Raw genomic sequence first — 25,483 nt, forward strand, 5'->3', positions numbered from 1 at the left:
AATGGATTCATCTTTCTATATATCATAATTGTTATATAGAAATATTTCTGAGCAGAAAACCGCCCCCCATTTGGCGGGGCGGGAGGCAGAAGTCCCCGTCTTATCGTTGCATTACAGCAATTTCCTTGTAGGCGGGCCGCAGCACGCGCAGGGCCGTGTCCGCCGGGCTCTCCACCAGTCCCAGCAGCCTGGTCGCACCCGTGGCCGGATTGCAGCTGCCGCTGGCGCGGTAGCGCAGCGCCGCCGCCAGCATCGCTTCGCCCGTGTCGCCCAGCGCATGCTGGTAATCGTCCGCCACGCTGCAGGTGGGCGCCATGCCGTCGGCATAGTCGCCAAAGCCCTTGGCATTGACGCCCTGGAACTGCACGGCAAAATACGTGGTGCCGCAGTTCGGTTCGGGATAGAAGCCATACGGCTTGCCGCATGTGGCGCCGCCGATCAGATTGACCTCGACATCGACGCCGCGCAAGCCATTGATGATCGACTCGGTGGCCGAGCAGGTATTGCCCGTGGTGAGCAGGGTCACGCGCTTGAGAGCGAGGGCAGGCAGCGGCGTGCCCTTGGCGAGCGGATTCGGGCCGGGAAAGCCCTGGCTCTGCGCGTGAAACGGCAGCGGGGCTTCCGGCTTGCTCTTGTCGTTGAAGAGCACCTGCTCGAACGTCTTGCCGGCCGTCGCCTGCGGACCGGCGATCATGTAGGCCAGTTCGCTGGCGACATCGAGCAAGCCGCCGCCGTTATAGCGCACGTCGAGCACCAGGTCGCTGATGCCGGCCGCCTGGAAGGCCCGCATGGCGTCGACCAGCTGGCGCTCGGCCACATTGTTGTGCGTGTTGAAGGTCAGGTAGCCGACCTTGCCAGTGGGCGTGTCGATGATGCGCTGGTTGAGCACGGCGCTGGTGGCGACCTCCAGCGCTTTCAGGCTCGCGCTCACGGTCGCGCCGTCGCGGCTGAAGGCCAGCGTGTGCGTGCCTTGCGCATCGGGAAACAGGCCAGCGTTGATGATATCCACGCTGGCCTGGCCGCCGGCATTGACGAAATCGACGCCATCGATGGCTTGCAGCACGTCGCCGCGCCGCAAGCCGGCCAGGTCGGCGGGCGAACCCGGCTCCACGATCGAGATCACGGCCTTGCGCGGCGGCGAGGCCTGCGTCATGGCCAGCAGCATGCCATAGCCAAACTCCACGCCATTGAGCGAGGCTTCCCATTGCGCCGTCGCGTAAGTGAAATGAAAGCGGTCCTTGGGCTTGCCGGATGCCGTCGTGGCAGTCGTTTTCAGCACATCGAAATACGCCGTGGCCGTGCCGAAGTTCTGCGGCAGATAGGTCGTCGGCACTTCGCGGTACCACAGATAGGTTTCATCGATCCAGCTGCGCACCCACGTCTGCTCGTCGAGCAGGGTGCCCGGCTTGTCCACGCTGCTGCCGCTGCGCGGCTTCTCGCAGCGGTTCGCCACCGTGGACGAGGCCACCAGCGCCGTCGGTCCGGTCGGCGTCACCGGTGGCGCGACAGGCGCGCTGCCCCCCCCACCGCCGCCACCGCAGGCACTCAAGACGCAGACGAGGGAAACGGCCAGGCAGGAGAGGCGCAGGGCAGGCATGGCATACTTTCCAGAAAGAAATTATCTGAAAATTATAATGCGTTTCCGGCGGCGGCGCTGTTTTCCCTGACACGAAAAAATGGCGCCCGCAGGCGCCATTTCGTCACAGCATGCCATTCACGCCATCAGGCGACGGTGGCCGCCACCGGTGCCGCCACGGCGATTGGCACCACGGGCGGGGCGTTGAAGGCGATCAGCAAGCTTGCCTCCTTCTCCTTGGCCGCCTTCAGGTGACGCTCCTTCACATGGCCATAGCCGCGGATGTCTTCCGGAATACTGGCGATGGCCACGGCTTGCGCCAGTTTGGCCGTCGTCAGCTTGGGCAGCAGGCCGCCCACCGTCGCGCGGTAGTCACGAATCAGCGCGCGTTCCATCTTGCGTTCGGCCGTGTAGCCGAAGATGTCGAACGCGCCGCCGCGCAAGCCCTTGAACTTGGCCAGCACGCCGAACGCCTTCATCATCCATGGGCCGAATTCCTTCTTCACCAGATGACCCTGGGCATCGGTCTTCGCCATGATCGGCGGCGCCAGGTGGAACTTGAGCTTGATGTCGCCTTCGAACATGGCGGCGATCTTCGCCTGGAAGGCGCCGTCCGTGTACAGACGCGCCACTTCGTACTCGTCCTTGTAGGCCATCAGCTTGTAGAAGTAGCGGGCCACGGCTTCCGTCAGGCGCAGGTGCGGGCCATTCAGGGCGCTTTCGGCGGCGCGCACCTGGCCGACGAAGTCCAGGTACTGCTGCGCATATGCGCGGTCCTGGTAAGCCGTCAGCAGGGCCACGCGCTTCTCGATCAAATCATCGAGCGTTTCGATGCGCTTGAATTCCACCACTTTCGCCGGCGTCGTCATGCGCACCAGGCTGGCCGTATCGTGGGCACCGGCGCGGCCCCAGTTGAAGGCAGCCTTGTTGAACGCCACCGAGACGTTGTTCAAGTCGATCGCCTTCATGATGGCCGCTTCGCTGAGTGGCACTTTGCCCTTTTGCCAGGCATAGCCGAGCATGAACATGTTCGTCGCGATGGAGTCGCCCATCAGCGCCGTGGCGATCTGGCCCGCGTCGATGAAGTCGACATGATCGCTGCCGCAAGCCTTTTCGATTTCCATGCGCGCCGAGGCGCCGGGGAATTGCCAGTCCGGGTTCTTCACGAAGGCGGCCGTCGACGAGCTGGTCGAGTTGATCATGGCCCAGCTGCGTCCTTCTCCCATGCGCGACAGGGCGTCGCGGCTGGCCGTGACGATCAGGTCGCAGCCGATGACGAGATCGGCCGCACCGGTGCCGACGCGCGTCGAGTGGATGTCTTCCTGGCGGTCCGCCAGGCGCACGTGCGACATCACGGGGCCGCCCTTCTGCGCCAGGCCGCTCATGTCCAGCACGGAACAGCCCTTGCCTTCCACGTGGGCCGCCATGGCAAGGATCTGGCCGACGGTGACCACGCCCGTGCCGCCGATGCCGGTGACCAGGATGCCGAACGGCTCGGCCGTCGAAGGAATATCAGGCGTCGGCAAGGCCGGCACTGCCGGCGCGTCCTTGTCGGCGGCAGCCGCCTTCTTCGGCTTTTTCAGGCCGCCGCCTTCCACCGTCACGAAACTCGGGCAGAAACCCGTCGTGCACGAGAAATCCTTGTTGCAGGACGACTGGTTGATCTGGCGCTTGCGCCCCAGTTCCGTTTCCAGCGGTTCCACCGACAGGCAGTTCGATTGCACGGAGCAGTCGCCGCAGCCTTCGCAGACGGCTTCGTTGATGACGGCGCGCTTGGCCGGGTCCGGGTATTCATTGCGTTTCCGGCGGCGGCGCTTTTCCGAGGCGCAGGTCTGGTCGTAGATCATGGCCGATACGCCGGGCATGTCGCGCAGTTCGCGCTGCACGTCCATCAGTTCCGAACGGTGGCGCACGGTGACGCCTTCCGCCCAGGCGTAATCGTCCGGGTACTTTTCCGGTTCGTCGGTGACGACGATGATCGGGCCGACGCCTTCGGCGGCGATCTGGCGCGAAATGATGGCCGGCGACAGCGGGCCGTCGAATTCCTGGCCGCCCGTCATGGCCACCGCATCGTTGAACAGGATCTTGTAGGTGATGTTCACCTTGGCCGAGACGGCCGCGCGGATGGCCAGGATGCCCGAGTGGAAATACGTGCCGTCACCGAGGTTGGTAAACACGTGCTTTTCATTCGTGAACGGCGCCTGCCCCACCCAGGTGACGCCTTCGGCGCCCATGTGGGTAAACGTCGAGGTCTCCCGGTCCATCCACAGCACCATGTAGTGGCAGCCGATGCCGGCCAGCGCGCGCGAGCCTTCGGGTACCTTGGTCGAGCTGTTGTGCGGGCAGCCCGAGCAGAAGAACGGCGTGCGGTCCTTTTGCGGATCGGGTTTCACGCTGATCGCTTTCAGCACATTCTCTTTGGCTTCCAGGTAGGCGATGCGTTCCTTCACGCGCTGCTCGACGGGGTGGCCCGCGTAGTAGCGCGAAATGCGGCTGGCAATGGCGCGCGCGATCATCGCCGGGTTCAGCTCATACGTGGCCGGCAGCAGCCAGTCGCCGTGACCCGTGCCCTTCTGGTTGCTCCACTCGCCCGTGTCGTCGAACTTGCCGACCACGCGCGGACGCTCGCCATCCTTCAGGTTGTACAGCTCTTCCTTCAGCGCGTATTCGAGGATCTGGCGCTTTTCTTCCACCACGAGGATCTCGTCGAGGCCCTTGGCGAATTCGTGCACGCCGTCCGCTTCCAGCGGCCACGTCATGCCGATCTTGTACAGGCGGATGCCGATGTCGGACGCCGTCTGCTCGTCGATGCCCAGGTCGGCCAGCGCCTGGCGCGTATCGAGGTAGGATTTGCCGGCCGTGATGATGCCGATGCGCGCCTTCGGGCTGTCCCAGATGATTTTATTGAGCTTGTTGGCGCGCGCATACGCCAGCGCCGCATACCATTTGTAGCTGTTCATCCGCACTTCCTGCTCCAGCACCGTGTCGGGCCAGCGGATGTTCAGGCCACCGGCCGGCATCTCGAAGTCGGTCGGCAGGGTGATCTGCACGCGGTCCGGGTCGAAGTCGACGGCGGCGCCCGACTCGATGATGTCGGTCACGCATTTCATCGACACCCACAGGCCCGTGTAGCGGCTCATGGCCCACGCGTGCAAGCCGTAGTCGATGTATTCCTGCACCGACGACGGATACAGCACGGGGATGCCGCAGGCGTTCAGGATATGGTCGGACTGGTGCGCCGTGGACGACGATTTCGCCGCATGGTCGTCGCCAGCCAGCACCAGCACGCCGCCATGCTTGGCGGAACCGGCGTTATTCGCGTGCTTGAACACGTCGCCGCAGCGGTCGACGCCGGGGCCCTTGCCGTACCACATGCCGAAGACGCCGTCGTATTTCGCGTCTTCGAACAGATTCGTTTGCTGCGTGCCCCAGACGGCCGTGGCGGCCAGGTCTTCGTTCAGGCCCGGGTGGAATTTGACGTGGTGCTCGTCGAGGTATTTTTTTGCCTTGATCGCCGTCATGTCGACGGACGTCACGGGCGAACCGCGGTAGCCGGTGATGTAGCCGGCCGTATTCAGGCCCGCTTTCAGGTCGCGCTCGCGCTGCAGCATGGGCAGGCGGATCAGCGCCTGCGTGCCCGTCATGAAGGCGCGGCCACGCTCGAGCGTGTATTTGTCGTTCAGGGAAATGTCGGCCGCGTGCGGGCCTGGCTCAAGACTCGAGCCCTTGACTGGTGCATTCATTACTTGTCTCCATTATTCTCGGTGCTACGCGTGCAAAGTCGGTTGAACTCACACGTACCGGCCGCGCTTTGTGGGCATGCCGGTGCGGAAAAATGACTTGTTTGTCGTAGACTACCACAGGAATGCGTGCAGTTCTTTGCTGCACTGCACTCCCAGGCTGCTGCTATTTTTACTACTATTTGTTACAAAGCAACATTACGCCGCGTTCGTATCCTTCAGCACGCCGCGCTTGATCTGGTCCAGCTCGATCGACTCGAACAGGGCGCGGAAATTGCCTTCGCCGAAGCCCTGGTCGCCCTTGCGCTGGATGATCTCGAAGAAGATCGGACCGATCACCGTCTGCGTGAAGATTTGCAGCAGCAGTTCGCGTTCCGTTTCCGTGCTGTGGCCATCGATCAGGATGCGCAGGCGGCGCAGTTCTTCCAGCTGCTCGCCATGGTTCGGCAGGCGGCGGTTGACCAGCTCATAGTAGGTTTCAATCGTATCCTGGAAATCGATACCCGTATCGCGCATGCCTTGCACGGACGCGTAGATATTGTCCGTGCCCAGCGCGATGTGCTGGATGCCTTCGCCATGGTACTCGTCCAGGTATTCGGCGATCTGCGACTTGTCGTCCGACGATTCATTGATCGGGATGCGGATCTTGCCGCACGGCGAAGTCATGGCTTTCGACTTCAGACCCGTCAGCTTGCCTTCGATGTCGAAATAGCGCACTTCGCGGAAGTTGAACAGGCTTTCATAGAACGTCGCCCATTCCTTCATGCGGCCACGGTGCACATTGTGCGTCAGGTGGTCGATATAGGTCAGGCCATGGCCGACCGGGTTGGCGACGGCGCCCGGAATGGCGACGAAATCGACGTCATAGATGCTGATGTCGCCGATGCCGCCCGGGGCGGCCGCGTCCGGCTTGTCGGCGCCCTTGCCGCGCCAGCGGTCGACGAAATACAGCAGGGAATCACCCACGCCCTTGATGGCGGGGATATTCAGCTCCATCGGGCCGGTCTTGTTATCGAAACCCCAGGCGCCCAGTTCCAGCGCGCGGCGGTAGACGAAGGCCGCGTCGTCGACGCGGATGGCGATGGCGCACACGGACGGGCCGTGATGGCGGGCAAAACGCTGCGCGAACGAATCTTGTTCGGCATTGATGATGAAATTGATGTCACCCTGGCGGTACAGGGTCACATCCTTGTGGCGGTGGCGCGCGATGGCCGTGAAGCCCATGTTCTCGAACAGCTTGCCCAATGCTTTTGGGTCTGGTGCTGCATACTCGACGAACTCGAAACCATCGGTACCCATCGGGTTGTCCCAAGGCTGAAATTGCATGATGTCTCCTCCAAGAAGTAGCGCACAGTATAGGCGCGGTCTGTGGGCATTAAATGCCAAAGATCTCCCGAACAATCATGATTTGCGCAATAATATTGCGTGAAACAAGAACCACCGGAGGAAGCATGAGCAAAATTACGCTGGATAAAACGGACCGCAAGATCCTCGCCGTCCTGCAGGCCGACGGCCGCTTGTCGAATCAGGACGTGGCCGAGCAGGTCAGCCTGTCGCCGTCGCCATGCTTGCGCCGCGTCAAACGGCTGGAAGAAGCGGGCGTGATCCGCCAGTACGTGGCCCTGCTGGACCCGGAAAAGATCGGCCTGGGCTTGCTGGCCTACGTCAACGTGCGCCTGGAAAAGCACAGCGACGCCACCGCGCACAGCACGGCGCGCGTGCTGGCGCCCAACCTGGTGACGAACACGTCGCCGCGCGCCGACTTCGCCGTAGCCGTGGCGCAATGGCCGGAAGTGGTAGCGTGCTATGCGATGACGGGGGAGATGGATTACCTGCTGCGCGTGCACGTGGAAGACATGGAGCATTTTTCCCGCTTCATGATGGCGACCCTGCTGCGCCACCCGGCCGTGCTGGACGTCAAATCGAGCTTCGCCTTGCAGCGCATCAAGGATACGACGGCCCTGCCGCTGCTGTAATTACTCGGCTGGCGGCGGCGGCGGGGGGAGCACCGGCTTCTTGCGCCCCGGCAAGCGCTCGAACAGCTTGTACGCGGCGCGCGCGTTGGCCTTGAACGTGTAGTCGAACATGGCGAATTGCTCCTGCACGGCTTCCTGCAGCATGCTCGATGGGTTCGGCGGCAATAGTTTCAAATAAGCATCAGCTTCGCCATAGTCGCGCTGGATTTCCATGCCCGCCTTCTTGGCGATATGCATCATCGTCTTGTTGGACGACAAACAATGCATGTACAGGGTGTCGACGTCGTTGTTGCGGCAGTGGATCGCCGCCCGCTCGAACAGTTTCGAACCCACGCCCATGCCGCGCATGGATTTCGACACGGACACGCCAAACTCGGCCACCTGCTCCTTGTCCGTCACCACGCTTTTCGCCGGCGACTGGTCCTTCGGCGCAAACGCCAGATGTCCCACGCCCACCAGCTTGAACAGGCTGTTGTAGACGCCGTAAATCATGTCGCGCGAGAAATCCATTTTTTGCACGTACTGCGCCACGAGTTCGTCGGGCAAGGCGCTGCCGAAGCGCAGCAAGCGGTCGCTGCGCTCGAGCGAGAGGAAATGCTTCATCATGCGGCGCCGGTCGCGCTCGTGCAGTTGCTTGACGAGCACGGTCGGCCGCGCGCCGCCGCTACGGCTGAGCCAGCGGCGAAACGGGTTTTGAAACAGCTTGGGTAAGGTCACGTCGACTCCTGGAAGCGGTGCTGCCGCACGTCACGTCGCTATTGTGCAGTGCAACATCATGCCGTCATTGTAGCGTATTCCCGCCATTCAAGCCTGTGCCAGAAAGGCCGCCACGGCCGCCACCCGCGCCGCATGGATGACTTCCGGGATGCGTTTCGGGTCCGTGCAGCCTTGCGCCAGCGCGCCCGCGTTGACGGCGCGCGCCGCGTCCAGCCCGCCTTGCAGCCGCGCCGCCGGCGCAAAATCGCCGGTGACCAGCCCATCGCAGGCAACGGCTTGCAGCAGTTGCGCGTAGCGCTGCGGCTTGCGCAAGCCGTCGCAGCGCTCGCACAGGCTGACGATGGCCTCGGCGCTCAAGTCCAGCGCGCCGTTGATATTGTCCAGTTCGCGGGCCGCCATGACGGCCAGTTCGCGGCATTCATTGGGCACGCGCAGGCGCTCGCTCAACTGCTCGATGGCATCCTTGCGCATATGCAGCATCAAGGCAGCAAAGCGCACGGGCAAGTCAACACCTTGCGCGGCAGCATGGTCGATCACCTGCAGCAAACGCGCGCTGACGGTGATTTCGCCCATGATGCGCGCCAGGGCGCCGCATTCCTGCAACACGGTCAGCATGCGCGAAGGATGGTTTTCCATCAAGCCTTTCGCCACTTCCTGCCACACGCGCTCGGCCACGAGGGCGTCGACTTCGCCGTCAGCCACCATGCGGCGCATCAAGTCCATGGTGGCGGGCGCCACCGTGAAAGCGTCGTAGCGGGCGGCAAAGCGGGCCAGCCGCAGGATGCGCACGGGATCCTCGCCGAACGCGCCGGAGACGTGGCGGAACACCTTGTTTTCGATATCCGCGACGCCGCCGAACGGGTCCGTCAGGCTGCCATCCTCGGCCATGGCGATGGCGTTGATGGTGAGATCGCGCCGCACCAGGTCGTCTTCCAGGGTGACGTCGGGCGCCGTGTGGAAGACAAAGCCCCGGTAGCCGGGGGCCGTCTTGCGCTCCGTGCGGGCCAGCGCGTACTCTTCCTGCGTCTGCGGGTGCAGGAAGACGGGGAAATCCTTGCCGACGGGCCGGAAGCCCTGGCGCAGCATGTCCTCGGGCGTGGCGCCCACCACCACGTAATCGCGGTCCTTGATGGGCAGTCCCAGCAGTTGGTCGCGCACCGCGCCACCGACCGTGTAAATCTTCATGGTGAACTTTTCTTTAATCGGGTAATTCCGCGTCGTGCTTGGGCGCCGTTTCCGTTTCCGCCAGCGCTTCCGCGATCCAGCGCGCCACGGCCGGGTGCGCCTGCACACGCTCGCAATACGCGTTCAGCGCCGGCGCCAGGCTCACGCCATAGGTGCGGAAACGCATGACGACGGGGGCGAAATATGCGTCGGCGATGGAAAAGTCGCCAAACAGGAACTGGTGGTGGCCAAAGCGCGACAGACACTCTTCCCAGATTTCGCTGATGCGGCCAATGTCCGCCTGCGCGGCGGCAGTGCGGCCCCGCCCCGGCAGCTTGGCTTTGATATTCATCGACATGTCCGTGCGCAAGCCCGCGAAGCCGGAATGCATTTCCGCGCAGACACAGCGCGCCATGGCGCGCGCGGCCACGTCCTGCGGCCACAAATGCTTGTCCGGAAACTGCTCGGCCAGGTATTCGCAGATGGCCAGGCTGTCCCAGATCGTCATCTCGCCGGCCAGCAGCACGGGCACGCGGCCGCAGGCCGAATACTCGGCGATTTTCGTCGCCGTGTCGCTCTGGTCGAGCAGCACGCGCACTTCCTGGAACGGGATGCCGAAGGCCGTCATGGCCACCCACGGGCGCATCGACCAGGATGAGTAATTCTTGTTGCCGATGATGAGGGTCAGGCCCGGCTCGCGCGCGGCGGCCAGGGCTTGCGTCAGGCTGGGATCAAGGATGGTCGTTTGCATAATCAGCTATTCCAGGAAAGGTTCAAGGCAAATCGGCCGCGACGGCGCTGTTTTTCGGTCCCACGGTGCCCAGGCGCGCCTTCAGCGACTGCGGGCTCTTTTCGAACAGGGCTGCGTAATAGGTGGCGTTGGCCATCACGTTCTTCACGTAGCCGCGCGTTTCCGTGTAGGGAATGATCTCGGCAAAGATGGCGCCTTCCAGCGGCCGCGTCATGGTGGCGCGCCAGATGCGCAGGCGCCCCGGTCCCGCGTTATAGGCGGCGCTGGCCAGCACTTGCGAGCCGTCCAGGCCACCGAGCACCATGTTCAGGTAGTTGGTGCCCAGCAAGACGTTGGTGCGCACATCGCTCAGCGTTTCCGTGACGAAATCGGTCAGGCCGATCTTCTTGGCCACATAGCGGGCCGTCGACGGCATGACCTGCATCAGGCCGGAGGCGCCCACGTGCGACTGCGCATCCATGATGAAGCGCGATTCCTGGCGGATCAGGCCATACACCCAGGCCTTGTCCAGACCCAGGGTTTGCGTGGCCGGATGCATGACGTCGTCGTGCGGCGTCGGATAGCGCTGCGTATAGTCCACTTCCAGGCGCGTGCGGTCCGAGGTGTTGACCATGCGGTCGAGCACATTGTTCTGGCGCGCAAATTCCGCGGCCGCCAGGTGCTGGCGGTCCGTCATCGAGCGCAATTCCCAGTTCCACTCGCGCGTGCCTTCGAAGCGCAAACGCATGTTGAAAAATTTCAAGGCCCGCTGCAGGCCCGGATTGGCGGCCATGGCGGCGATTTCCGTCGGGCTGATCGGCTGGCCCGGCGGCGGCAAGACCAGATGGTTGCCCAGTTCCTCGTTGGCCAGCAAGCCATAGAAGTTCGACTGTTCGCTGATCGTGCGGTACAGCGCGTCGGCCTGGGCGTTCGGGCGGCCCGGCGTTTCCGCCTGCTGCGCGCGCGCCAGCCAGTACACCCAGGTCGGGTCCGCGCGCAGCGAGGCCGGCATGGCCTGGATGCTGGCCTTCACCAGCGGCCAGTTACCTTCGCGCAAGGCGATACGCGCCTTCCACTGCATCTGCTCCTGGGTCAGGGGCGCGCCATTGGTTTTTTGCCAATACTCAAACGCTTCCGGCGCCAGCGCATACGACGCCTGCAGGGCCAGGCTGGCCCAGCCGATGGCCTGTTCCTGCACCGTCAGTTGCGCGCTGGCCTTTTGCAGCGCCACCACGCCCAGCTTCAAGGTGCTTTTCGCCATGCGGCCGACAGCCACCAGGTACATTTCATGGTCGGCACGGCTGGCGCCCGCGCCCTTGGCCAGCACCAGCGCCGGCAAGTCGATCGCCTGCGCCATCTTCGCGTCGGATGCGCCCAGCAGCAGCGCGATGCGGCGCGCCGGCCCCGTGGCATTGGTCTGGCCCGCCAGGCGGATCTGCGCCCACAGGTCGTTCGTGTCGAACTGGCCGCTTTGCGCCAGCGCGGCGATCAGGCTGCCGCACGCTTCGCCATAGCCGGGCGGCGACACGAGCAGGGTGCGCGCCTCGGGCGCCACGTTCTGTCCCTTGGCGATGCGGGACATCAGCGCATAGCACTTGAGCTGGGTGTCGTCGTCGAGGGCGAATTGCGGGTATTGTTCATCAAAGATGAGCCAGTCGCGCTTGCGGCCCAGCTCCAGCAGCCAGTCGTTGCGGAAACGGTCGGCGATGGCGCTGCCCTTGTAGCGGTTCAGGTAATCGCGAAATTGCGCTTCGCTCAACTGCTTGATGCGCGGTTTCAGCCGATAATAGTCAACATATGAGGGAATCTGGTAATTCGTCAGGCGCCCGGCATAGAAGTCCGCCTTGTCGACGTCATCCTTGCGCGCGGCGTCGCGCAGCAGCAGGAAGGCGTCGTCCTCGCTGCGCGTATCGGGCGCGGCGGGCGTTGCAGTGGCGGACACCTGGGCAAGGACGGCCAGGGGAGACATGGCCGATGCAACACACAGCATCGTGCCGGCAATCCATTTCAGTGGGGAAATCAATGTACGACTCTCAATCTTAACTTGATGGTGATATGAATAGCGACCCTAGAATAACATGCGATCCGGCTACACGGCCACCCATTGCGCCACAGGATAAAGCCGGCTTGCGCAAGGCCTTGCTGGCGGCCCGGCGCGCCCTGCCCGAGGCCACGCGCGCGCAATGGGATGCGGCCATCGCGCGGCGCCTGCTCGACTGGTGCGCGCAGGAAAATATCGGGGAACTGGGCGTGTACTGGCCCCTGCATGGCGAGCCGGACTTGCACGGCGCGTATGCGCAGCTGGCCGCGCGCGGCGTGGCATTGTCCCTGCCGGTGGTGCTGGAAAAGCATGCGCCGCTGGCGTTTTCCGGCTGGACGCCGGGCGAGCCCATGGTCAAGGATGGCATGGGCGTGGCCGTGCCGGCGCAGTTGCGCCTGCGCCCGGCGCCCGCGACCCTGCTGGTGCCCTGCCTGGGTTTTAACGCGGAACGCTACCGGCTCGGCTATGGCGGCGGCTATTACGACCGCACCCTGGCGCAAACGTCGCGTCCGCGCACGCTCGGCATCGCGTATGCCTGCCTGGCGGCAAGCTTTCCTAACGGCCAATACGACATCGCCCTCGATCACATCGTGACCGAGGGCGATCTGCTCTGACGGATCAGAACGCGGCTACTTGACCAGGCGCTGCCACAAGGCCGTCGTGGCGGCCGCCTGGTTCATGCTATAGAAATGCAAGCCTGGCGCGCCGCCTTCCAGCAGGCGTTCGCACATGCCCGTGACCACGTCGAGGCCGAAGGCCTTGATCGAGGCGCTGTCGTCGCCAAAGCTGGCCAGTTTCAGACGCACCCAGCGTGGAATTTCCGCGCCGCACATGTCCGAAAAGCGCATCAGCTGCGTGTAATTCGTGATCGGCATGATGCCGGCCACGATAGGCACGTTGATGCCCATCTTCTGCGTCTGCTCGACAAACTGGAAATACGCGTCGGCATTGTAGAAGTACTGGGTGATGGCGGCATTGGCGCCGGCCTGCACCTTGCGCGCGAACGCGTTCAGGTCGTCCTGCGGCGAACGGGCTTGCGGATGCACTTCCGGATAGGCTGCCACTTCGATATGGAAATGGTCGCCCGTCTCGGCGCGGATGAATTCCACCAGCTCGTTGGCGTAGCGGAACTCGCCGGAGGCGCCATAGCCGCTCGGCAAGTCGCCGCGCAAGGCCACGATGCGATTCACGCCCGCCGCCTTGAAATCGGCCAGCACGGCGCGGATCGATTCGCGCGAGCCGCCGACGCAAGACAGATGGGGTGCGGCTTCTTCGCCGGCCGCCAGAATCTCGCGCACGGTGTCGAGCGTGCCCTGCTGCGTGGTGCCGCCGGCGCCGAACGTCACCGAAAAGTACTTCGGATGCAATTCAGACAACTTGACACGCGTGGCGCGCAGCTTTTCCGCCCCTTCCGGGGTTTTCGGCGGGAAAAACTCAATACTGAAGTTATGGTTTGCCATCGTCATGACTCAAAAGTAAGGTCGACAAGGCCCAGGAAATGACGCTGTACAGCAATGCACCACCCACGGCCGACCAGAAACTGGCGACATGGAAACCGTCGATCATCTGCGCCACCAGCCAGAACATGAAGCCATTGATGATCAGGATGAACAGGCCCAGCGACAAAAACGTCACGGGCAGGGTCAAGAGGATCAGCAAAGGACGGATCAGCGCGTTGACCAGTCCCAGCACGGCGGCGGCCAGCAGCGCGGTCCAGCCGCTGCTCATCGTCACCGAGTGCATCAGATACGGGACGGCAAACAGGGCTGCCGCATTGATAAACCAAATCAGTAGCAAGCGCATTTCTCTAGCCTGTCAAAAGTGAGGTCAGGCCGGCGGCGGACGCCGGCCCTCGGAGGATGAGTTACAGCCCCGGACTACCGATTAGTAGCGGTAGTGGTCTGGCTTGTATGGACCTTCCGTGCGCACGCCGATGTAGTCGGCTTGCTCTTGCGTCAGTTCCGTCAGCTGCGCATTCAACTTTTTGAGTTGCAGGCGCGCGACTTTTTCATCGAGGTGTTTCGGCAAGGTGTACACGCCGACCGGGTAGTTGGCCGTGTTCGCGTACAGCTCGATCTGGGCGATCGTCTGGTTGGCAAACGACGAGCTCATCACGTACGACGGGTGGCCCGTGCCGCAACCGAGGTTGACCAGGCGGCCTTCGGCCAGCAGGATGATGCGGCGGCCCGACGGGAAGATGATGTGGTCGACTTGCGGCTTGATGTTTTCCCACTCGTATTGTTTCAGCGAAGCGACGTCGATTTCATTGTCGAAGTGACCAATGTTGCAGACGATGGCCTGGTCTTTCATGCGCGTCAGGTGATCGTGCGTGAGGATATGGTAGTTGCCGGTGCAGGTAACGAAGATGTCGCCGTGTTCGCAGGCGTAATCCATGGTTACCACGCGGTAGCCTTCCATCGCCGCCTGCAGTGCGCAGATCGGATCGACTTCCGTCACCCACACCTGGGCCGACAGGGCGCGCATGGCTTGCGCCGAACCTTTACCGACGTCACCGTAACCGGCGATGACGGCAACCTTACCGGCGATCATCACGTCGGTGGCGCGCTTGATGCCGTCGACCAGCGATTCGCGGCAGCCATACAGGTTGTCGAACTTCGATTTCGTGACGGAATCGTTCACGTTGATCGCAGGGAAGGCCAGCTTGCCTTCCTTGTGCATCTGGTACAGGCGGTGCACGCCGGTGGTGGTTTCTTCCGTCACGCCGAGGATTTCCGGCAGGCGCTTCGAATACCAGGTCGGATCGGCCAGCAAGTGCTTCTTGATCGAGTTGAACAGGCAGATTTCTTCTTCCGAACCGGGGTTGGCCAGCACCGACAGGTCGGTTTCCGCGCGCACGCCCAGGTGCAGCAACAGGGTAGCGTCGCCGCCATCGTCGAGGATCATGTTCGAGTAGACAGCCTTGCCGTCCACGTTCGGCCATTCGAAGATGCGGTGCGTGTATTCCCAGTAGTCATCCAGCGATTCGCCCTTGACGGCGAACACCGGCGTGCCGGCGGCGGCGATGGCGGCGGCGGCGTGGTCTTGCGTCGAGTAAATGTTGCACGATGCCCAACGCACTTGCGCGCCCAGTGCTTCCAGGGTCTGGATCAGCACGGCGGTCTGGATGGTCATGTGGATGGAACCGGTGATGCGCGCGCCTTTCAGGGGCTGCGCTGCCGCGAATTCCTCGCGGATGGCCATCAGGCCAGGCATTTCCGTTTCAGCAATCTTGATTTCTTTGTCGCCCCATGCGGCCAAGGTGATATCGGCGATGGTGTAGTCGTGTTGCGATTTGAGTACGGCGTTCATCACGCCCTCCTTTCAGTTGTTGAAAAAGGTACGTGAGCGCGGTTGCAGGATATTCCGAGCCTGGCGAATTTCTTCGTCGCAACGCTCCTCGGACACGGGATTTTATCATTGTCAAGGCCGCCGCGCCAGCCTGTTTGCACGGCATTGCCACGTAACAACACATAAAAAAAGCGCCCGCGGCCAGCAGGCCGGGGCGCTTTGCTTGCCAGTCTGACTAGATTACTTCAGGCCGGCGGCGTCGCGCAGCAGGGCCACCTTGTCGGTGCGCTCCCACGTGAATTCCGGCTCTTCGCGGCCGAAGTGGCCGTAGGCGGCGCTCTTCTGGTAGATCGGGCGCAGCAGGTCGAGCATTTGCACGATGCCCTTCGGACGCAGGTCGAAGTGCGCCAGCACCAGCTTGGCGATTTCCGCATCGGGAATCACGCCCGTGCCTTCCGTGTAGACGGTGATGTTGATCGGCTTGGCCACGCCGATGGCGTAGCTGACCTGCACCTGGCATTGGCGCGCCAGGCCGGCCGCGACGATGTTCTTCGCCACGTAGCGGGCCGCGTAGGCTGCCGAACGGTCGACTTTCGACGGATCCTTGCCCGAGAACGCGCCGCCGCCGTGCGGGGCCGCGCCACCGTAGGTATCGACGATGATCTTGCGGCCAGTCAAGCCGCAATCGCCTTGCGGACCGCCGATGACGAAACGGCCCGTCGGGTTGACGAGGAATTTCGTTTCGGTCAGCCATTCGCGCGGCAGGATGGGCTTGATGATTTCCTCGATCACCGCTTCTTCGATCTGCGAATGGGAAATTTCCGGTGCATGCTGGGTCGACAGCACGACCGTGTGCACGCCGACCGGGCGGCCATCGACGTAGCGCAGGGTCACTTGCGATTTCGCATCCGGACGCAGCCATGGCAAGCGGCCATCCTTGCGCAGCTGCGACTGGCGCTCGACCAGGCGGTGCGCGTAGTGGATGGCAGCAGGCATCAGCTCGGCCGTTTCATCGCAGGCGTAGCCGAACATCAGGCCCTGGTCGCCAGCGCCTTGATCCAGGTCAATGCCCGCACCTTCATCGACGCCTTGCGCGATGTCCGGCGACTGCTTGTCGTAGGCCACCAACACGGCGCAACCCTTGTAGTCGATGCCGTATTCCGTGTTGTCGTAGCCGATGCGTTTGATGGTTTCGCGCGCAACTTGAATATAATCCACATTGGCGTGGGTGGTGATCTCGCCAGCCAGCACCACCAGACCGGTGTTGCACAGGGTTTCGGCGGCCACGCGGGCGGCTGGATCCTGGGTCAGGATGGCGTCAAGGATGGCGTCGGAAATTTGATCGGCAACCTTGTCGGGATGGCCTTCCGAGACGGATTCGGAAGTGAAGAGATAGTCGTTTGACATTGCAAGCTCCTGATTACTATGTGAATGTTCTGTCGCAGTAAAGAGGATTTTGCCTGCGACGCTTTAGCGATATTTATATTCCGCTTCGCAAGTTGTCTATTAACTCAGCGGTTACTGCATACGTGGTATTTTACGCTTCTTAAAAAATTTTGGCACGGCAACACGCCATTCCTGGAAACAGCTTATTCATGTTAGTCCCTATTTTCCGCTTCTTATCCGTCTTTCCCTTGCCGGTCTTGCATGGCCTGGGCGCTGCGCTCGGCTGGGTGATTTACGCCATTTCCCCGTCCTACCGGCGCCGCATGCGCGAGAACATGCAAGGTGCGGGGTTTTCGCAACACTTGCACACGGCCGTGGCCGAAGCGGGCAAGAGCGTGCTGGAACTGCCCTTCATCTGGTGCGCGCCGGCCGAGCGCGTAGCGCGCCATGCCACCGTGGAAAACTGGGAACTGGTGGAAAAAGCGTTGCAGCACGGCCGCGGCATCGTCTTCCTGACGCCGCACCTGGGCTGCTTTGAAATCGTCGCGCAGCAGATCGCCCTGCGCACGCCGCTGACCGTCATGTACCGCCCGCCCAAGCGCGCCGCATTGAAACCGCTGATCGAAGGCGCGCGCGCGCGCGAAAACCTGATGCTGGCGCCAGCCAACATGTCGGGCGTGCGCATCTTCGCCAAGTGCCTGAAAAAAGGCCAGCCGATCGGCCTGCTGCCCGACCAGGTGCCGCAGGAGGGCGAAGGCGTGTGGGCCGACTTCTTCGGCCGTCCCGCCTACACCATGACCCTGCCGGCCAAGCTGGCGCAGATGGGCGGCGCCGAAGTCATCATCACCTATGCCGAGCGCCTGCCGGGCGGGCGCGGCTACGTCGTGCATTTCGTGCCCTTCACCGAGTCGCTCGACAGCACCTCGGCCGAACAGGCGCGCACCATCAACGCGGCCATGGAGCAATTGATCGCGCGCAGTCCCGCGCAATACCTGTGGAGCTACAACCGCTACAAGGTGCCGCGCGGCGCGCCGCCGCCGGCGCCAGCCAGTCCGGATGCGGGCAAGGAGCCGGCATGAGACTGCTGATCGCCTTCATGTGGCTGCTGCACTGGCTGCCCTTGCCCATCCTCGGCCGCTTCGGCGTGGCCGTCGGCAGCGTGCTGTTCATCGCCATGCCGACGCGGCGCAGGATCGCCCTGACCAACCTGCGCCTGTGCATGCCGGAACTGACGGAAGCCCAGCGCGTCGCCCTGGCGCGCCAGCATTTCCAGGCCTATTCGCGCAGCGTGTGGGAGCGCAGCATCCTGTGGTGGGCCCCGGAAGCGCGCCTGAACCGCCTGATCAAAAAAGTGCCGGCCTTCCCGGGCCAGCAGATCGCCGACAAGCCGACCATCCTGCTGTGCCCGCACTTCGTCTGCCTCGACGTGGCCGGCGCCGCCACGGCCATGGAGATCTCCGCCTCGTCGATGTATGTGCAGCAAAAGAATGCCGTCTTCGACCAGGCCCTGCGCGCGGGCCGCTCGCGCTTCAAGCCGCCCAAGCTGTTTACGCGCCAGGACGGCATCAAGACCATCCTGCGCGCGCTGCGCGACGGCTTGCCCTACTTCATGCTGCCGGACATGGATTTTGGCGAGAAGGATGCGGAATTCGTGCCCTTCTTCGGCGTGCCGGCCGCCACGCTGACGGCCACGGCGCGCCTGGCGCTGGCCGCGCGCGCGCAGGTGATCCCCGTCATCGCCACCTTCCTGCCCAACTACCAGGGCTGGAAAGTGACCTACTATCCGGCCTGGGATGACTATCCCGGCGACGACATCACGGCCGCCACGCGCCGCATGAACGAATTCATCGAGGAACGCGTGCGCGAGGCCCCAGCCGAATACTTCTGGACGCACAAGCGCTTCAAGACGCGCCCGGAAGGCGAAGCGTCGTTCTATAACCAGCACAAGTGACACGGCACACCATGAAACTCCACTTTACCAAGATGCATGGCGCCGGCAATGACTTCATCGTCATCGACGCCATCAACCAAGACATCGACTTCACGCCGGCCCAGTGGCAGCGCCTGGCCGACCGCCGTTTCGGCATCGGCGCCGACCAGATTCTCGTGGTGGAAAAGCCGCGCCTGCCCGGCTGCGACTTCCGCTACCGCATCTATAACAACGATGGCGGCGAAGTCGAGCAATGCGGCAATGGCGCCCGCGCCTTCGTCAAGTTCGTCAGCGAAAAAGGCCTGTCCGACAAGCGCAGCATCAGCGTGGAAACGATGGCCGGCGTCATCGCGCCGCGCCTCGAGGCGGACGGCAGCATCACGGTCGACATGGGCGCGCCCGTGCTGGAGCCCGCGCTGGTGCCGTTCGACGCGAATGGCCTGGACGGCGTGGCGCAAGGCACGGATCTGCTGTGGCCGCTGGACCTGGCCTTGCCGGGCCATGGCGCCACGGTCCTGGTGTCGGTGGTCTCGATGGGCAATCCGCACGCCGTGCAAGTGGTCGACGATGTCGATGCGCAAGAGCTGGAAGTGTCGGGCCCGCTGATCGAACGCCACGCGCGCTTCCCGCGCCGCGTCAACGCCGGCTACATGCAGATCGTCGACCGCCACCACGTGAAACTGCGCGTGTACGAACGGGGCGCGGGCGAAACCCTCGCCTGCGGCACGGGCGCCTGCGCCGCCGCCGTGGCCGGCATACGCCGCGGCCTGCTCGATTCGCCCGTGCGCATCAGCGCGCGCGGCGGCGAACTGTCGATCGCCTGGCAAGGTCCGGGCCAGCCCGTGCTGATGACGGGCCCGGCCGTGACCGTGTTCGAAGGCACGATCGAACTGTAATCCCCTTGCCTCATGCCGCCAGGAACTGCCGCTCCTGCGCCAGATCGTCCTGCGGCACGTGCTCCTGCGCCGACTCCAGTTCGGCCAGGTAGCATTTCAGGCGGTACAAGCGCTGCCGGTAATTGCCTTCCGGACCATCCATGCCGCAATCGACGCGTTCGAACAGGCGCATCACCTGGTCGAGCACCTGGCGCTCCTGCGCCGTGCGGATCAGCACCAGGCGCCGCTTGCCGCGCCCGTGCGTGGCGCTGATATCGATCAACAAGCAATGCCCCTGGTCGGCCGCATGCACATCGAGCAGCAGCGCTTCGGCGCGCGACAGGTGGAAGCAGCGCGCCAGTTCCAGGCGCGCCGCCAGCAAGGGGTGATTCTGTCCCAGCTGGCGCCGCTGCGCGCCCGCATGCAGGACGCCGCACTGGCCCCAGTCGCCGGCGTCGCCGCGCGGCGCGATGCGCGCCAGCGCCGCCTCCGCTTCATGGCTGCCTTGCGCCTGCGCCTGCAGCAGCCAGTAGGCGGCACGCACGTCGCTGTTCACGCCTTCGCGGCGAGTGCGCCACGCATGCATCCCACATTCAAGCTGGGCCGGGCCATGCCCGAGGTCGGCAGCGCGTTCGAGGCAGGACTGGGCTTCGACCACATTGCGCTGGGAAAATTCCGGTTTCGTATAGATGCGCGACAGCACGAACCAGGCTTCGGCCAGGCCCTGCTCGCCAGCCTGCGTCAGCCAGCGCACTGCCCGCTTGAAATTTGCCGCGCCATTGCGCGTGGCCAGGCGCTGGCCATGCGCATCCATGCGCGCATAGCCGAGTCCCAGCTCCAGCTGCGCCGTGCGGTCGCCGCCATGCGCCGCCAGTTCGCAGCACTGCCAGCCTTCGGCACCGCCGCCGGGCGCCAACGCCTGGGCGCAGCGCGACAGCAACAGCACCTGCTGCGCATCGAGGGCGAGCGTGCGCGCGCCTGCCGCCGCCTGGCGCTGCAACAGCTCGCGCGCCAGCGGCAAGCCCTGCGCCAGGAATGCCGCATGGTCGCCCGTGTTCCAGGCCTGCTCCAGCCACGCGTGCGTATCGACATCGCCGCCCTGCGCCGCGGCCTGCCTGACGGCCGGCATGAACGCGTCCGACGGCCCTTCCTGCAAGGACAATAGCCATTGTGCATCGGGCAAGCCGGCGCGCACGGCCGCCTCCAGCCCCAGGCGCGCCTTGGCCCGCAAGGTGTCGCAACTGGTGCTGGCGGCATTGCCCAGCACCAGTTGCGCCAGCACCAGCCCGGCCTGCACCAGCCCCGCATCGTACGCTTGCGCGTAATACGGTATCAGCGCCTTGGCCGTCGGTTGCGCCAGCTCGAACGGTACATGCGTGCCGATCAGCAAACATGCCTCCTGGCTATCCTCCTGGGCCGCCCGCGCCAGCCAGTGCAGGGCCGTGGGCAAACTTTGCGGCACGCCCTGCCCGAACAGATAGACGCGTCCCAGTGCCAGCTGACAGGCAACGTCACCCGCACGCGCCCCCTTGATCAATCCTAGTGTTTCGCGATTTGCCATCGATTCTCGATATTTGAGTCAATGATTCTAATAATGGTGAACGGTCTCCGGGCCCGTCGATGCAGGCCGTCCCCTAGTGTAACGTCCTTGTGTCACAAATCCGCCGATACGGGCGTAAGAACTTGATTCAACGCAACAATATCGGACCGCCACCACGCCAGCATGCGGGTTTGCGCGAGGTATGGCAGGGGTAAACGGCGCTCGCCGGCGTCCGCCGCGAAGCAATCGCTGCGTTACGAAAATACAACAGGGCCATGGATTTATGGCGCTTTCCACCAATCTTTTCACGCATATTTGACCAATCCCATGCGCCCGGCACGCCGAGGAATTAAGGTTCATTCATCGAAACGCGGCAATTGGCGCATTTCAATCTGCTCGGATCTCGGACGGAACTCACTTTTAAATAGGGAATAAGACATGAAAAAATCACTCGTTGCCCTCGCACTCTTCGGCGCATTTGCCGCAACCGCACAAGCACAGTCGTCCGTTCAAATCTACGGCACGGTTGATGCTGGCCTGGGCAAAACGACCGGTTCGACCACTGCCGTGACGAAACGCGACAACAACAAGCTGGGCTTCAAGGGCACGGAAGATCTGGGCAATGGCCTGAAAGCCATTTTCCAACTGGAAATTCGCTATGAATCCGACACCGGCACGCTGGAAAACAATTCCCGTCCGCTGTTCCAGGGTCAAAGCCGCGTCGGCCTGCAAGGCGACTTCGGTACCGTGCGCCTGGGCCGTGGCCTGACCGCATTCCAGGAATCGAGCACCGCATTCGAACCATGGTCGGGCATGCCAACGCCAGCCGGCTTCCAGACCGACATCACCGTGGCCGCCTACAGCAGCGATCCACTGAGCGCGCCAGGCAACTCGCGTAACCGCTTCTCGAACGCCGTGTTCTACAACTCGCCAGTGTTCAGCGGCTTCCAGATCAACGCCACCGTCGCCGCCAAGGAAGCCAATGGCAACGCCGCCGTCATCGCCACGCCTAGCAACCACGGCGTACCGGCCAATGCCACGCCGGATTCGAATCCATACTCGGTCTCGGCCACGTACACCAACTCGCAATTCGCCGCCATGGCCGCCTACGAGCGCAATGCGCTGGAAGCCAAGCTGTGGTCGGTTGCGGCATCGTTCAATCCGGTCCCGGAACTGAAACTGATGGCGTCGTACCAGCATCAGGATGACAGCGGCCTGAAAATCATCAACACCGATACCAAGGCATGGCTGGTCGGCGCCAACTACGACGTCGGCCCAGGCAAGATCCGCGCTGGCTACGGTCAAAAAACGCCGGATGGCGTGACCAAGACCAAGCAGGCATCGCTGGGCTATGACTACAACCTGTCGAAGCGCACCTACCTGTACGCGGACATCTCGAACCGCAAGGCAGCCACCTCGATCACCTACATCGGTCTGGGCGTACACCACAACTTCTAATGGCTGCGCCTGTCGCCCGCTGCGGGTGACAGGCCAGACGCAGGGAAGACCAGGCGGCATGGGCAACCATGCCGCCTTTTTCATGGGCGCGAGGAAAATGCACGCGCGTGGCGCCCTTTGCGCCTATGCCGCGGCACTCTCGGTTAGAATTAAGCGTTCACCCTTCTATCATCTGACACTATCAATGACCGCCACACTCGATTCCAGCACCGTCGCCCAGTATCTGAGCGAGCATCCGAATTTCTTCGAAGAGCATACCGCTCTGCTCGGCGAAGTCAAACTGAGCAGCCCGCTGACGGGACGCACCATCTCGCTGCAGGAGCGGCAAATGGAAGTGATGCGCGACAAATACAAGGCGCTCGAACTGCGCATGTCCAAGCTGAGCCGCGTGGCCGAGGAAAATGGCGACATCGCCAGCAAATTCCACGGCTGGAACCAGGCCATGCTGCAGGTGCGCAACGATGCGGCCATGCCGCGTGTGCTGGTCGATGCGCTGCAAAGCAATTTCGACGTGCCCCACGTCAGCCTGCGCCTGTGGCAAGTGCTGCCGGAACACGCCAACGGCTGGTTCACGGAAGATGTCACGGCCGACGTGCGCATGTTCGCCAACAGCCTGCAAGCCCCGTATTGCGGCAGCAACCGCGATTTCGAAGCCGTGCACTGGCTGCAGGCCGAGAAAATCGAATCGACCGTCATGATCGCCCTGCGCGCGCCCGGCACTACGGGCACCTTCGGCCTGCTGGTGCTCGGCTCGCCCGACAGCGAGCGCTTCACCTCGAGCATGGGCACGGATTTCCTCGTGCATATCGGCGCCACGGCCAGCGCCGCCCTGGCCGCGCTGCGCGCCGGTGCGCCTGCCTGAGAACGCCATGAATGCGACGCGCGGCAAGGCGGAATGGCTCGACGCCTACCTGGCGCAACTGGCCACGCAGCGCAAACTGTCGCCGCACACGCTGGACGCCTACGGGCGCGACCTGCGCGCGCTGCTGGAACTGAGCGGCAACACGCCCTGGACGGCCCTGGCGCACAACGAAGTGCGGCGCTACACGGCCAAGCTGCACGCAGGCGGCCTCGACCCGCGCTCGATCGCGCGCAAGCTGTCGTCGTGGCGCGGCTTCTTCAACTGGCTCAGCGGTGAAACGGCACTCGACGCCAACCCCGTCGACGGCATCCGCGCCCCGAAGCGGGCCAGGACGCTGCCGCGCGCGCTGTCGGTGGACGACGCCGTGCGCCTCGTGGCGCCCGCGCAACACCAGCAGGGCCAGGCCGAACCGGAGCAGCTGTGCAACCGCGCCATGTTCGAACTGCTGTATTCGAGCGGCTTGCGCGTTTCCGAACTGACCAGCCTGGACACCCACTACTGCAAGGCCGAGGGCGGCCAGCCTGCCTCGCTGGGCTGGCTCGACATGGCCAGCTTCGAAGTCATCGTCACGGGCAAGGGCAGCAAGATGCGCAAGGTGCCGGTCGGCAAGGCCGCCCTCGTCGCCCTCAGCAGCTGGCTGGCCGTGCGCCCGCCGGCCAGGGATGGCAGCGCCGCCTTGTTTTTGAGCACGCGCGGTACGCGCATCTCGCCGCGCGTCTTGCAGCTGCGCCTGAAGGCGCACGCGCTGGCCACGGAGATTCCCGCGAATGTGCATCCGCACGTGCTGCGCCACTCGTTCGCCTCGCACGTGCTGCAATCGTCGGGCGACTTGCGCGCCGTGCAGGAAATGCTGGGCCATTCCAGCATCACCTCGACCCAGGTCTACACGGCCCTCGATTTCCAGCACCTGGCGCACGTGTACGACCAGGCCCACCCGCGCGCCAAGGTCAAGTAAAGAGAGCGCCGGCCTGATCCATATCAAGCGGATCGGCGCCCATTTGCAAGCATTTGCAAAATTCCGGCATAATCGTCCGGATTCGCCCGCTTGCGCGGCGGCACCACCGAACCACAGCATAGGCATGCATTCTTCATGGCACTGATTCCCACCACCATACTCACCGGTTTCCTCGGCGCCGGCAAAACCACCTTGCTCAACCGCATACTGCAGGAAGACCACGGCATGCGCATCGCCGTGATCGAGAATGAGTTTGGCCAGGAAAACATCGACAATGAAATCCTGGTGCAGGACAGCAACGAACAAATCATCGAGATGAACAACGGCTGCATCTGCTGCACCGTGCGCGGCGACCTGATCGTGGCCCTGTCGGCCCTGGCGCAAAAGCGCGATGCGGGCCTGATCGCGTTCGACCGCCTGGTCATCGAAACGACGGGCCTGGCCAATCCCGGCCCCGTGGCGCAAACCTTCTTTGTCGACGAGGAAGTGGGCAGCCACTACATGCTCGACGCCATCATCACGGTGGTCGACGCGCGCCATGCCATGAAGCAACTCGACGAATACGAAGAGGCGCAGCGCCAGGTGGGCTTTGCCGACAAGCTGCTGCTGTCGAAAACCGACCTCGTCAGTGAAGACGACGTGGCCGCCCTGACGCGCCGCCTGACGCGCATCAATCCGCGCGCCCCCATCGGCAAGGTCGACTTCGGCCGCGCGCCGCTGGCCGAGGTGCTCGACATCCGCGGTTTCAATCTGAATGAAAAGCTGGAACTGGACCCGGATTTCCTCGCCACCGAAAGCGAGCACGTCCACGACCACGACCATGCGCATGAACACGCAGATCAGCACGCACACGGCCATGCGCATGAGCACAAGCATGAGCACACCGCAGCCTGCGCCACCGATTGCGGCCATGCCGACCACCACCATGCGCAGCACAGCGACGACATCGCCGCCTTTGTTTTCAAGAGCACGCAACCGTTTGACAGCGCCAAGCTCGATGAGTTCCTCGGCGGCCTGGTACAGGTGTATGGCCCGCGCATGCTGCGCTACAAGGGTGTGCTGCTGATGCAGGGCGCCGAACGCAAGGTGGTATTCCAGGGCGTGCACCAGCTGATGGGCAGCGATCTGGGCGCCAAATGGGGCGAGAACGAGGTGCGTGGCAGCAAAATGGTCTTTATTGGCAAAAATCTACCAAAAGACATTTTTATTCGCGGACTCGAACAATGTTTGGTATAAACTAGCCGG

General features: G+C 63.5%; 21 protein-coding genes and 1 riboswitch. Of the genes, 9 read left to right on the plus strand and 12 right to left on the minus strand.

The window, feature by feature from the left end:
• Window positions 1-100 precede the first annotated feature (100 nt).
• The 3 genes from AC1RDJ_RS08840 to hppD form a co-directional block, all read right to left on the minus strand.
• Entirely contained in the window at window positions 101-1,597 is a 1,497-nt protein-coding gene (locus tag AC1RDJ_RS08840) for a S41 family peptidase (protein ID WP_071325710.1), read from the minus strand.
• Between the two features lie 125 nt (window positions 1,598-1,722).
• On the minus strand, window positions 1,723-5,319 hold the full coding sequence (locus AC1RDJ_RS08845) for an indolepyruvate ferredoxin oxidoreductase family protein (protein WP_071325711.1): 3,597 nt from the start codon (window positions 5,317-5,319) through the stop codon (window positions 1,723-1,725).
• Window positions 5,320-5,514: 195 nt separating this feature from the next.
• Window positions 5,515-6,642 (minus strand): 4-hydroxyphenylpyruvate dioxygenase, encoded by a 1,128-nt coding sequence (gene hppD / locus AC1RDJ_RS08850; protein ID WP_071325712.1) that lies wholly within the window; start codon window positions 6,640-6,642, stop codon window positions 5,515-5,517.
• 125 nt (window positions 6,643-6,767) lie between these two features.
• Between hppD and AC1RDJ_RS08855 the strand changes: the two genes are divergently transcribed.
• A complete protein-coding gene (locus tag AC1RDJ_RS08855; RefSeq protein ID WP_034753092.1) occupies window positions 6,768-7,292 on the plus strand; it encodes an Lrp/AsnC family transcriptional regulator in 525 nt (174 codons plus the stop codon).
• On the opposite strand, the gene AC1RDJ_RS08860 is transcribed toward AC1RDJ_RS08855, so the two are convergent.
• The 4 genes from AC1RDJ_RS08860 to AC1RDJ_RS08875 all read right to left on the minus strand — a co-directional run bounded on the left by AC1RDJ_RS08860 (window position 7,293) and on the right by AC1RDJ_RS08875 (window position 11,872).
• Window positions 7,293-8,009, minus strand: coding sequence for a GNAT family N-acetyltransferase (locus AC1RDJ_RS08860; protein ID WP_493027241.1), 717 nt, complete (start codon window positions 8,007-8,009; stop codon window positions 7,293-7,295).
• Window positions 8,010-8,096: 87 nt separating this feature from the next.
• Window positions 8,097-9,194 carry a tRNA nucleotidyltransferase/poly(A) polymerase-related protein gene (locus AC1RDJ_RS08865; RefSeq protein ID WP_493027242.1) on the minus strand — a complete coding sequence of 366 codons (1,098 nt, stop codon included), beginning with the start codon at window positions 9,192-9,194 and terminating at the stop codon, window positions 8,097-8,099.
• Between the two features lie 13 nt (window positions 9,195-9,207).
• Window positions 9,208-9,924: a glutathione S-transferase family protein gene (locus AC1RDJ_RS08870; RefSeq protein ID WP_071325715.1), complete on the minus strand. Its 717-nt coding sequence runs from the start codon at window positions 9,922-9,924 to the stop codon at window positions 9,208-9,210.
• A gap of 22 nt (window positions 9,925-9,946) precedes the next feature.
• Entirely contained in the window at window positions 9,947-11,872 is a 1,926-nt protein-coding gene (locus AC1RDJ_RS08875) for a lytic transglycosylase domain-containing protein (RefSeq protein WP_493027243.1), read from the minus strand.
• A gap of 86 nt (window positions 11,873-11,958) precedes the next feature.
• Between AC1RDJ_RS08875 and AC1RDJ_RS08880 the strand changes: the two genes are divergently transcribed.
• Window positions 11,959-12,558, plus strand: coding sequence for a 5-formyltetrahydrofolate cyclo-ligase (locus AC1RDJ_RS08880; RefSeq protein ID WP_493027244.1), 600 nt, complete (start codon window positions 11,959-11,961; stop codon window positions 12,556-12,558).
• Between the two features lie 15 nt (window positions 12,559-12,573).
• Here the strand turns inward: AC1RDJ_RS08880 and metF are convergent, their stop codons facing one another.
• From metF to metK, 4 genes are all read right to left on the minus strand, one after another.
• Complete coding sequence (gene metF / locus AC1RDJ_RS08885) at window positions 12,574-13,404, minus strand: methylenetetrahydrofolate reductase [NAD(P)H] (RefSeq protein ID WP_493027245.1); 831 nt, start codon at window positions 13,402-13,404, stop codon at window positions 12,574-12,576.
• Entirely contained in the window at window positions 13,391-13,747 is a 357-nt protein-coding gene (locus AC1RDJ_RS08890; protein WP_071325719.1) for a phage holin family protein, read from the minus strand. Before AC1RDJ_RS08890 ends, metF begins: the two co-directional genes overlap by 14 nt.
• An 81-nt stretch (window positions 13,748-13,828) precedes the next feature.
• On the minus strand, window positions 13,829-15,253 hold the full coding sequence (ahcY, locus tag AC1RDJ_RS08895) for an adenosylhomocysteinase (protein WP_034783536.1): 1,425 nt from the start codon (window positions 15,251-15,253) through the stop codon (window positions 13,829-13,831).
• A 27-nt stretch (window positions 15,254-15,280) separates the two neighbouring features.
• Window positions 15,281-15,349, minus strand: a riboswitch (S-adenosyl-L-homocysteine riboswitch).
• 123 nt (window positions 15,350-15,472) lie between these two features.
• Window positions 15,473-16,639, minus strand: coding sequence for a methionine adenosyltransferase (metK, locus tag AC1RDJ_RS08900; RefSeq protein WP_071325721.1), 1,167 nt, complete (start codon window positions 16,637-16,639; stop codon window positions 15,473-15,475).
• 188 nt (window positions 16,640-16,827) lie between these two features.
• On the opposite strand from metK, the gene AC1RDJ_RS08905 reads away from it, so the two are divergent.
• From AC1RDJ_RS08905 to dapF, 3 genes are read left to right on the plus strand one after another with little or no spacing between them, the layout of a single operon-like run.
• Complete coding sequence (locus AC1RDJ_RS08905) at window positions 16,828-17,697, plus strand: lysophospholipid acyltransferase family protein (protein WP_289887759.1); 870 nt, start codon at window positions 16,828-16,830, stop codon at window positions 17,695-17,697.
• A complete protein-coding gene (locus AC1RDJ_RS08910) occupies window positions 17,694-18,569 on the plus strand; it encodes an LpxL/LpxP family acyltransferase (RefSeq protein WP_289887761.1) in 876 nt (291 codons plus the stop codon). Before AC1RDJ_RS08905 ends, AC1RDJ_RS08910 begins: the two co-directional genes overlap by 4 nt.
• A gap of 11 nt (window positions 18,570-18,580) precedes the next feature.
• Window positions 18,581-19,444, plus strand: coding sequence for a diaminopimelate epimerase (gene dapF, locus AC1RDJ_RS08915; protein WP_071325724.1), 864 nt, complete (start codon window positions 18,581-18,583; stop codon window positions 19,442-19,444).
• Between the two features lie 10 nt (window positions 19,445-19,454).
• Here dapF and AC1RDJ_RS08920 read toward each other — a convergent pair whose 3' ends face one another.
• Window positions 19,455-20,984, minus strand: a complete 1,530-nt coding sequence (locus AC1RDJ_RS08920) for a tetratricopeptide repeat protein (protein ID WP_493027246.1) — start codon at window positions 20,982-20,984, stop codon at window positions 19,455-19,457.
• Between the two features lie 417 nt (window positions 20,985-21,401).
• On the opposite strand from AC1RDJ_RS08920, the gene AC1RDJ_RS08925 reads away from it, so the two are divergent.
• From AC1RDJ_RS08925 to AC1RDJ_RS08940, 4 genes are all read left to right on the plus strand, one after another.
• On the plus strand, window positions 21,402-22,421 hold the full coding sequence (locus AC1RDJ_RS08925) for a porin (RefSeq protein ID WP_493027247.1): 1,020 nt from the start codon (window positions 21,402-21,404) through the stop codon (window positions 22,419-22,421).
• A 184-nt stretch (window positions 22,422-22,605) separates the two neighbouring features.
• The gene (locus AC1RDJ_RS08930; protein WP_289887764.1) at window positions 22,606-23,283 is read left to right on the plus strand and encodes a DUF484 family protein; all 678 of its coding nucleotides are present in this window, start codon (window positions 22,606-22,608) and stop codon (window positions 23,281-23,283) included.
• A gap of 7 nt (window positions 23,284-23,290) precedes the next feature.
• Window positions 23,291-24,238 carry a tyrosine recombinase XerC gene (locus tag AC1RDJ_RS08935; protein ID WP_071325728.1) on the plus strand — a complete coding sequence of 316 codons (948 nt, stop codon included), beginning with the start codon at window positions 23,291-23,293 and terminating at the stop codon, window positions 24,236-24,238.
• A gap of 135 nt (window positions 24,239-24,373) precedes the next feature.
• Window positions 24,374-25,474 (plus strand): CobW family GTP-binding protein, encoded by a 1,101-nt coding sequence (locus tag AC1RDJ_RS08940; protein WP_493027248.1) that lies wholly within the window; start codon window positions 24,374-24,376, stop codon window positions 25,472-25,474.
• Window positions 25,475-25,483: the final 9 nt, after the last annotated feature.

It is taken from the genome of Janthinobacterium sp. GW822-FHT07H10 (genome assembly GCF_058798675.1).

What these genes read in the sequence shown, in the direction of transcription:
- AC1RDJ_RS08845 (WP_071325711.1), bottom strand. Translation starts at nt 5,319, where the DNA reads ATGAATGCACCAGTCAAGGGCTCGAGTCTTGAGCCAGGCCCGCACGCG.
- AC1RDJ_RS08875 (WP_493027243.1), bottom strand. Translation starts at nt 11,872, where the DNA reads ATGTCTCCCCTGGCCGTCCTTGCCCAGGTGTCCGCCACTGCAACGCCC.
- hppD (WP_071325712.1), bottom strand. Translation starts at nt 6,642, where the DNA reads ATGCAATTTCAGCCTTGGGACAACCCGATGGGTACCGATGGTTTCGAG.
- AC1RDJ_RS08930 (WP_289887764.1), top strand. Translation starts at nt 22,606, where the DNA reads ATGACCGCCACACTCGATTCCAGCACCGTCGCCCAGTATCTGAGCGAG.
- dapF (WP_071325724.1), top strand. Translation starts at nt 18,581, where the DNA reads ATGAAACTCCACTTTACCAAGATGCATGGCGCCGGCAATGACTTCATC.
- metK (WP_071325721.1), bottom strand. Translation starts at nt 16,639, where the DNA reads ATGTCAAACGACTATCTCTTCACTTCCGAATCCGTCTCGGAAGGCCAT.
- AC1RDJ_RS08920 (WP_493027246.1), bottom strand. Translation starts at nt 20,984, where the DNA reads ATGGCAAATCGCGAAACACTAGGATTGATCAAGGGGGCGCGTGCGGGT.
- AC1RDJ_RS08865 (WP_493027242.1), bottom strand. Translation starts at nt 9,194, where the DNA reads ATGAAGATTTACACGGTCGGTGGCGCGGTGCGCGACCAACTGCTGGGA.
- AC1RDJ_RS08935 (WP_071325728.1), top strand. Translation starts at nt 23,291, where the DNA reads ATGAATGCGACGCGCGGCAAGGCGGAATGGCTCGACGCCTACCTGGCG.
- metF (WP_493027245.1), bottom strand. Translation starts at nt 13,404, where the DNA reads ATGGCAAACCATAACTTCAGTATTGAGTTTTTCCCGCCGAAAACCCCG.
- AC1RDJ_RS08880 (WP_493027244.1), top strand. Translation starts at nt 11,959, where the DNA reads ATGAATAGCGACCCTAGAATAACATGCGATCCGGCTACACGGCCACCC.
- AC1RDJ_RS08840 (WP_071325710.1), bottom strand. Translation starts at nt 1,597, where the DNA reads ATGCCTGCCCTGCGCCTCTCCTGCCTGGCCGTTTCCCTCGTCTGCGTC.
- ahcY (WP_034783536.1), bottom strand. Translation starts at nt 15,253, where the DNA reads ATGAACGCCGTACTCAAATCGCAACACGACTACACCATCGCCGATATC.
- AC1RDJ_RS08910 (WP_289887761.1), top strand. Translation starts at nt 17,694, where the DNA reads ATGAGACTGCTGATCGCCTTCATGTGGCTGCTGCACTGGCTGCCCTTG.
- AC1RDJ_RS08855 (WP_034753092.1), top strand. Translation starts at nt 6,768, where the DNA reads ATGAGCAAAATTACGCTGGATAAAACGGACCGCAAGATCCTCGCCGTC.
- AC1RDJ_RS08905 (WP_289887759.1), top strand. Translation starts at nt 16,828, where the DNA reads ATGTTAGTCCCTATTTTCCGCTTCTTATCCGTCTTTCCCTTGCCGGTC.
- AC1RDJ_RS08870 (WP_071325715.1), bottom strand. Translation starts at nt 9,924, where the DNA reads ATGCAAACGACCATCCTTGATCCCAGCCTGACGCAAGCCCTGGCCGCC.
- AC1RDJ_RS08890 (WP_071325719.1), bottom strand. Translation starts at nt 13,747, where the DNA reads ATGCGCTTGCTACTGATTTGGTTTATCAATGCGGCAGCCCTGTTTGCC.
- AC1RDJ_RS08940 (WP_493027248.1), top strand. Translation starts at nt 24,374, where the DNA reads ATGGCACTGATTCCCACCACCATACTCACCGGTTTCCTCGGCGCCGGC.
- AC1RDJ_RS08925 (WP_493027247.1), top strand. Translation starts at nt 21,402, where the DNA reads ATGAAAAAATCACTCGTTGCCCTCGCACTCTTCGGCGCATTTGCCGCA.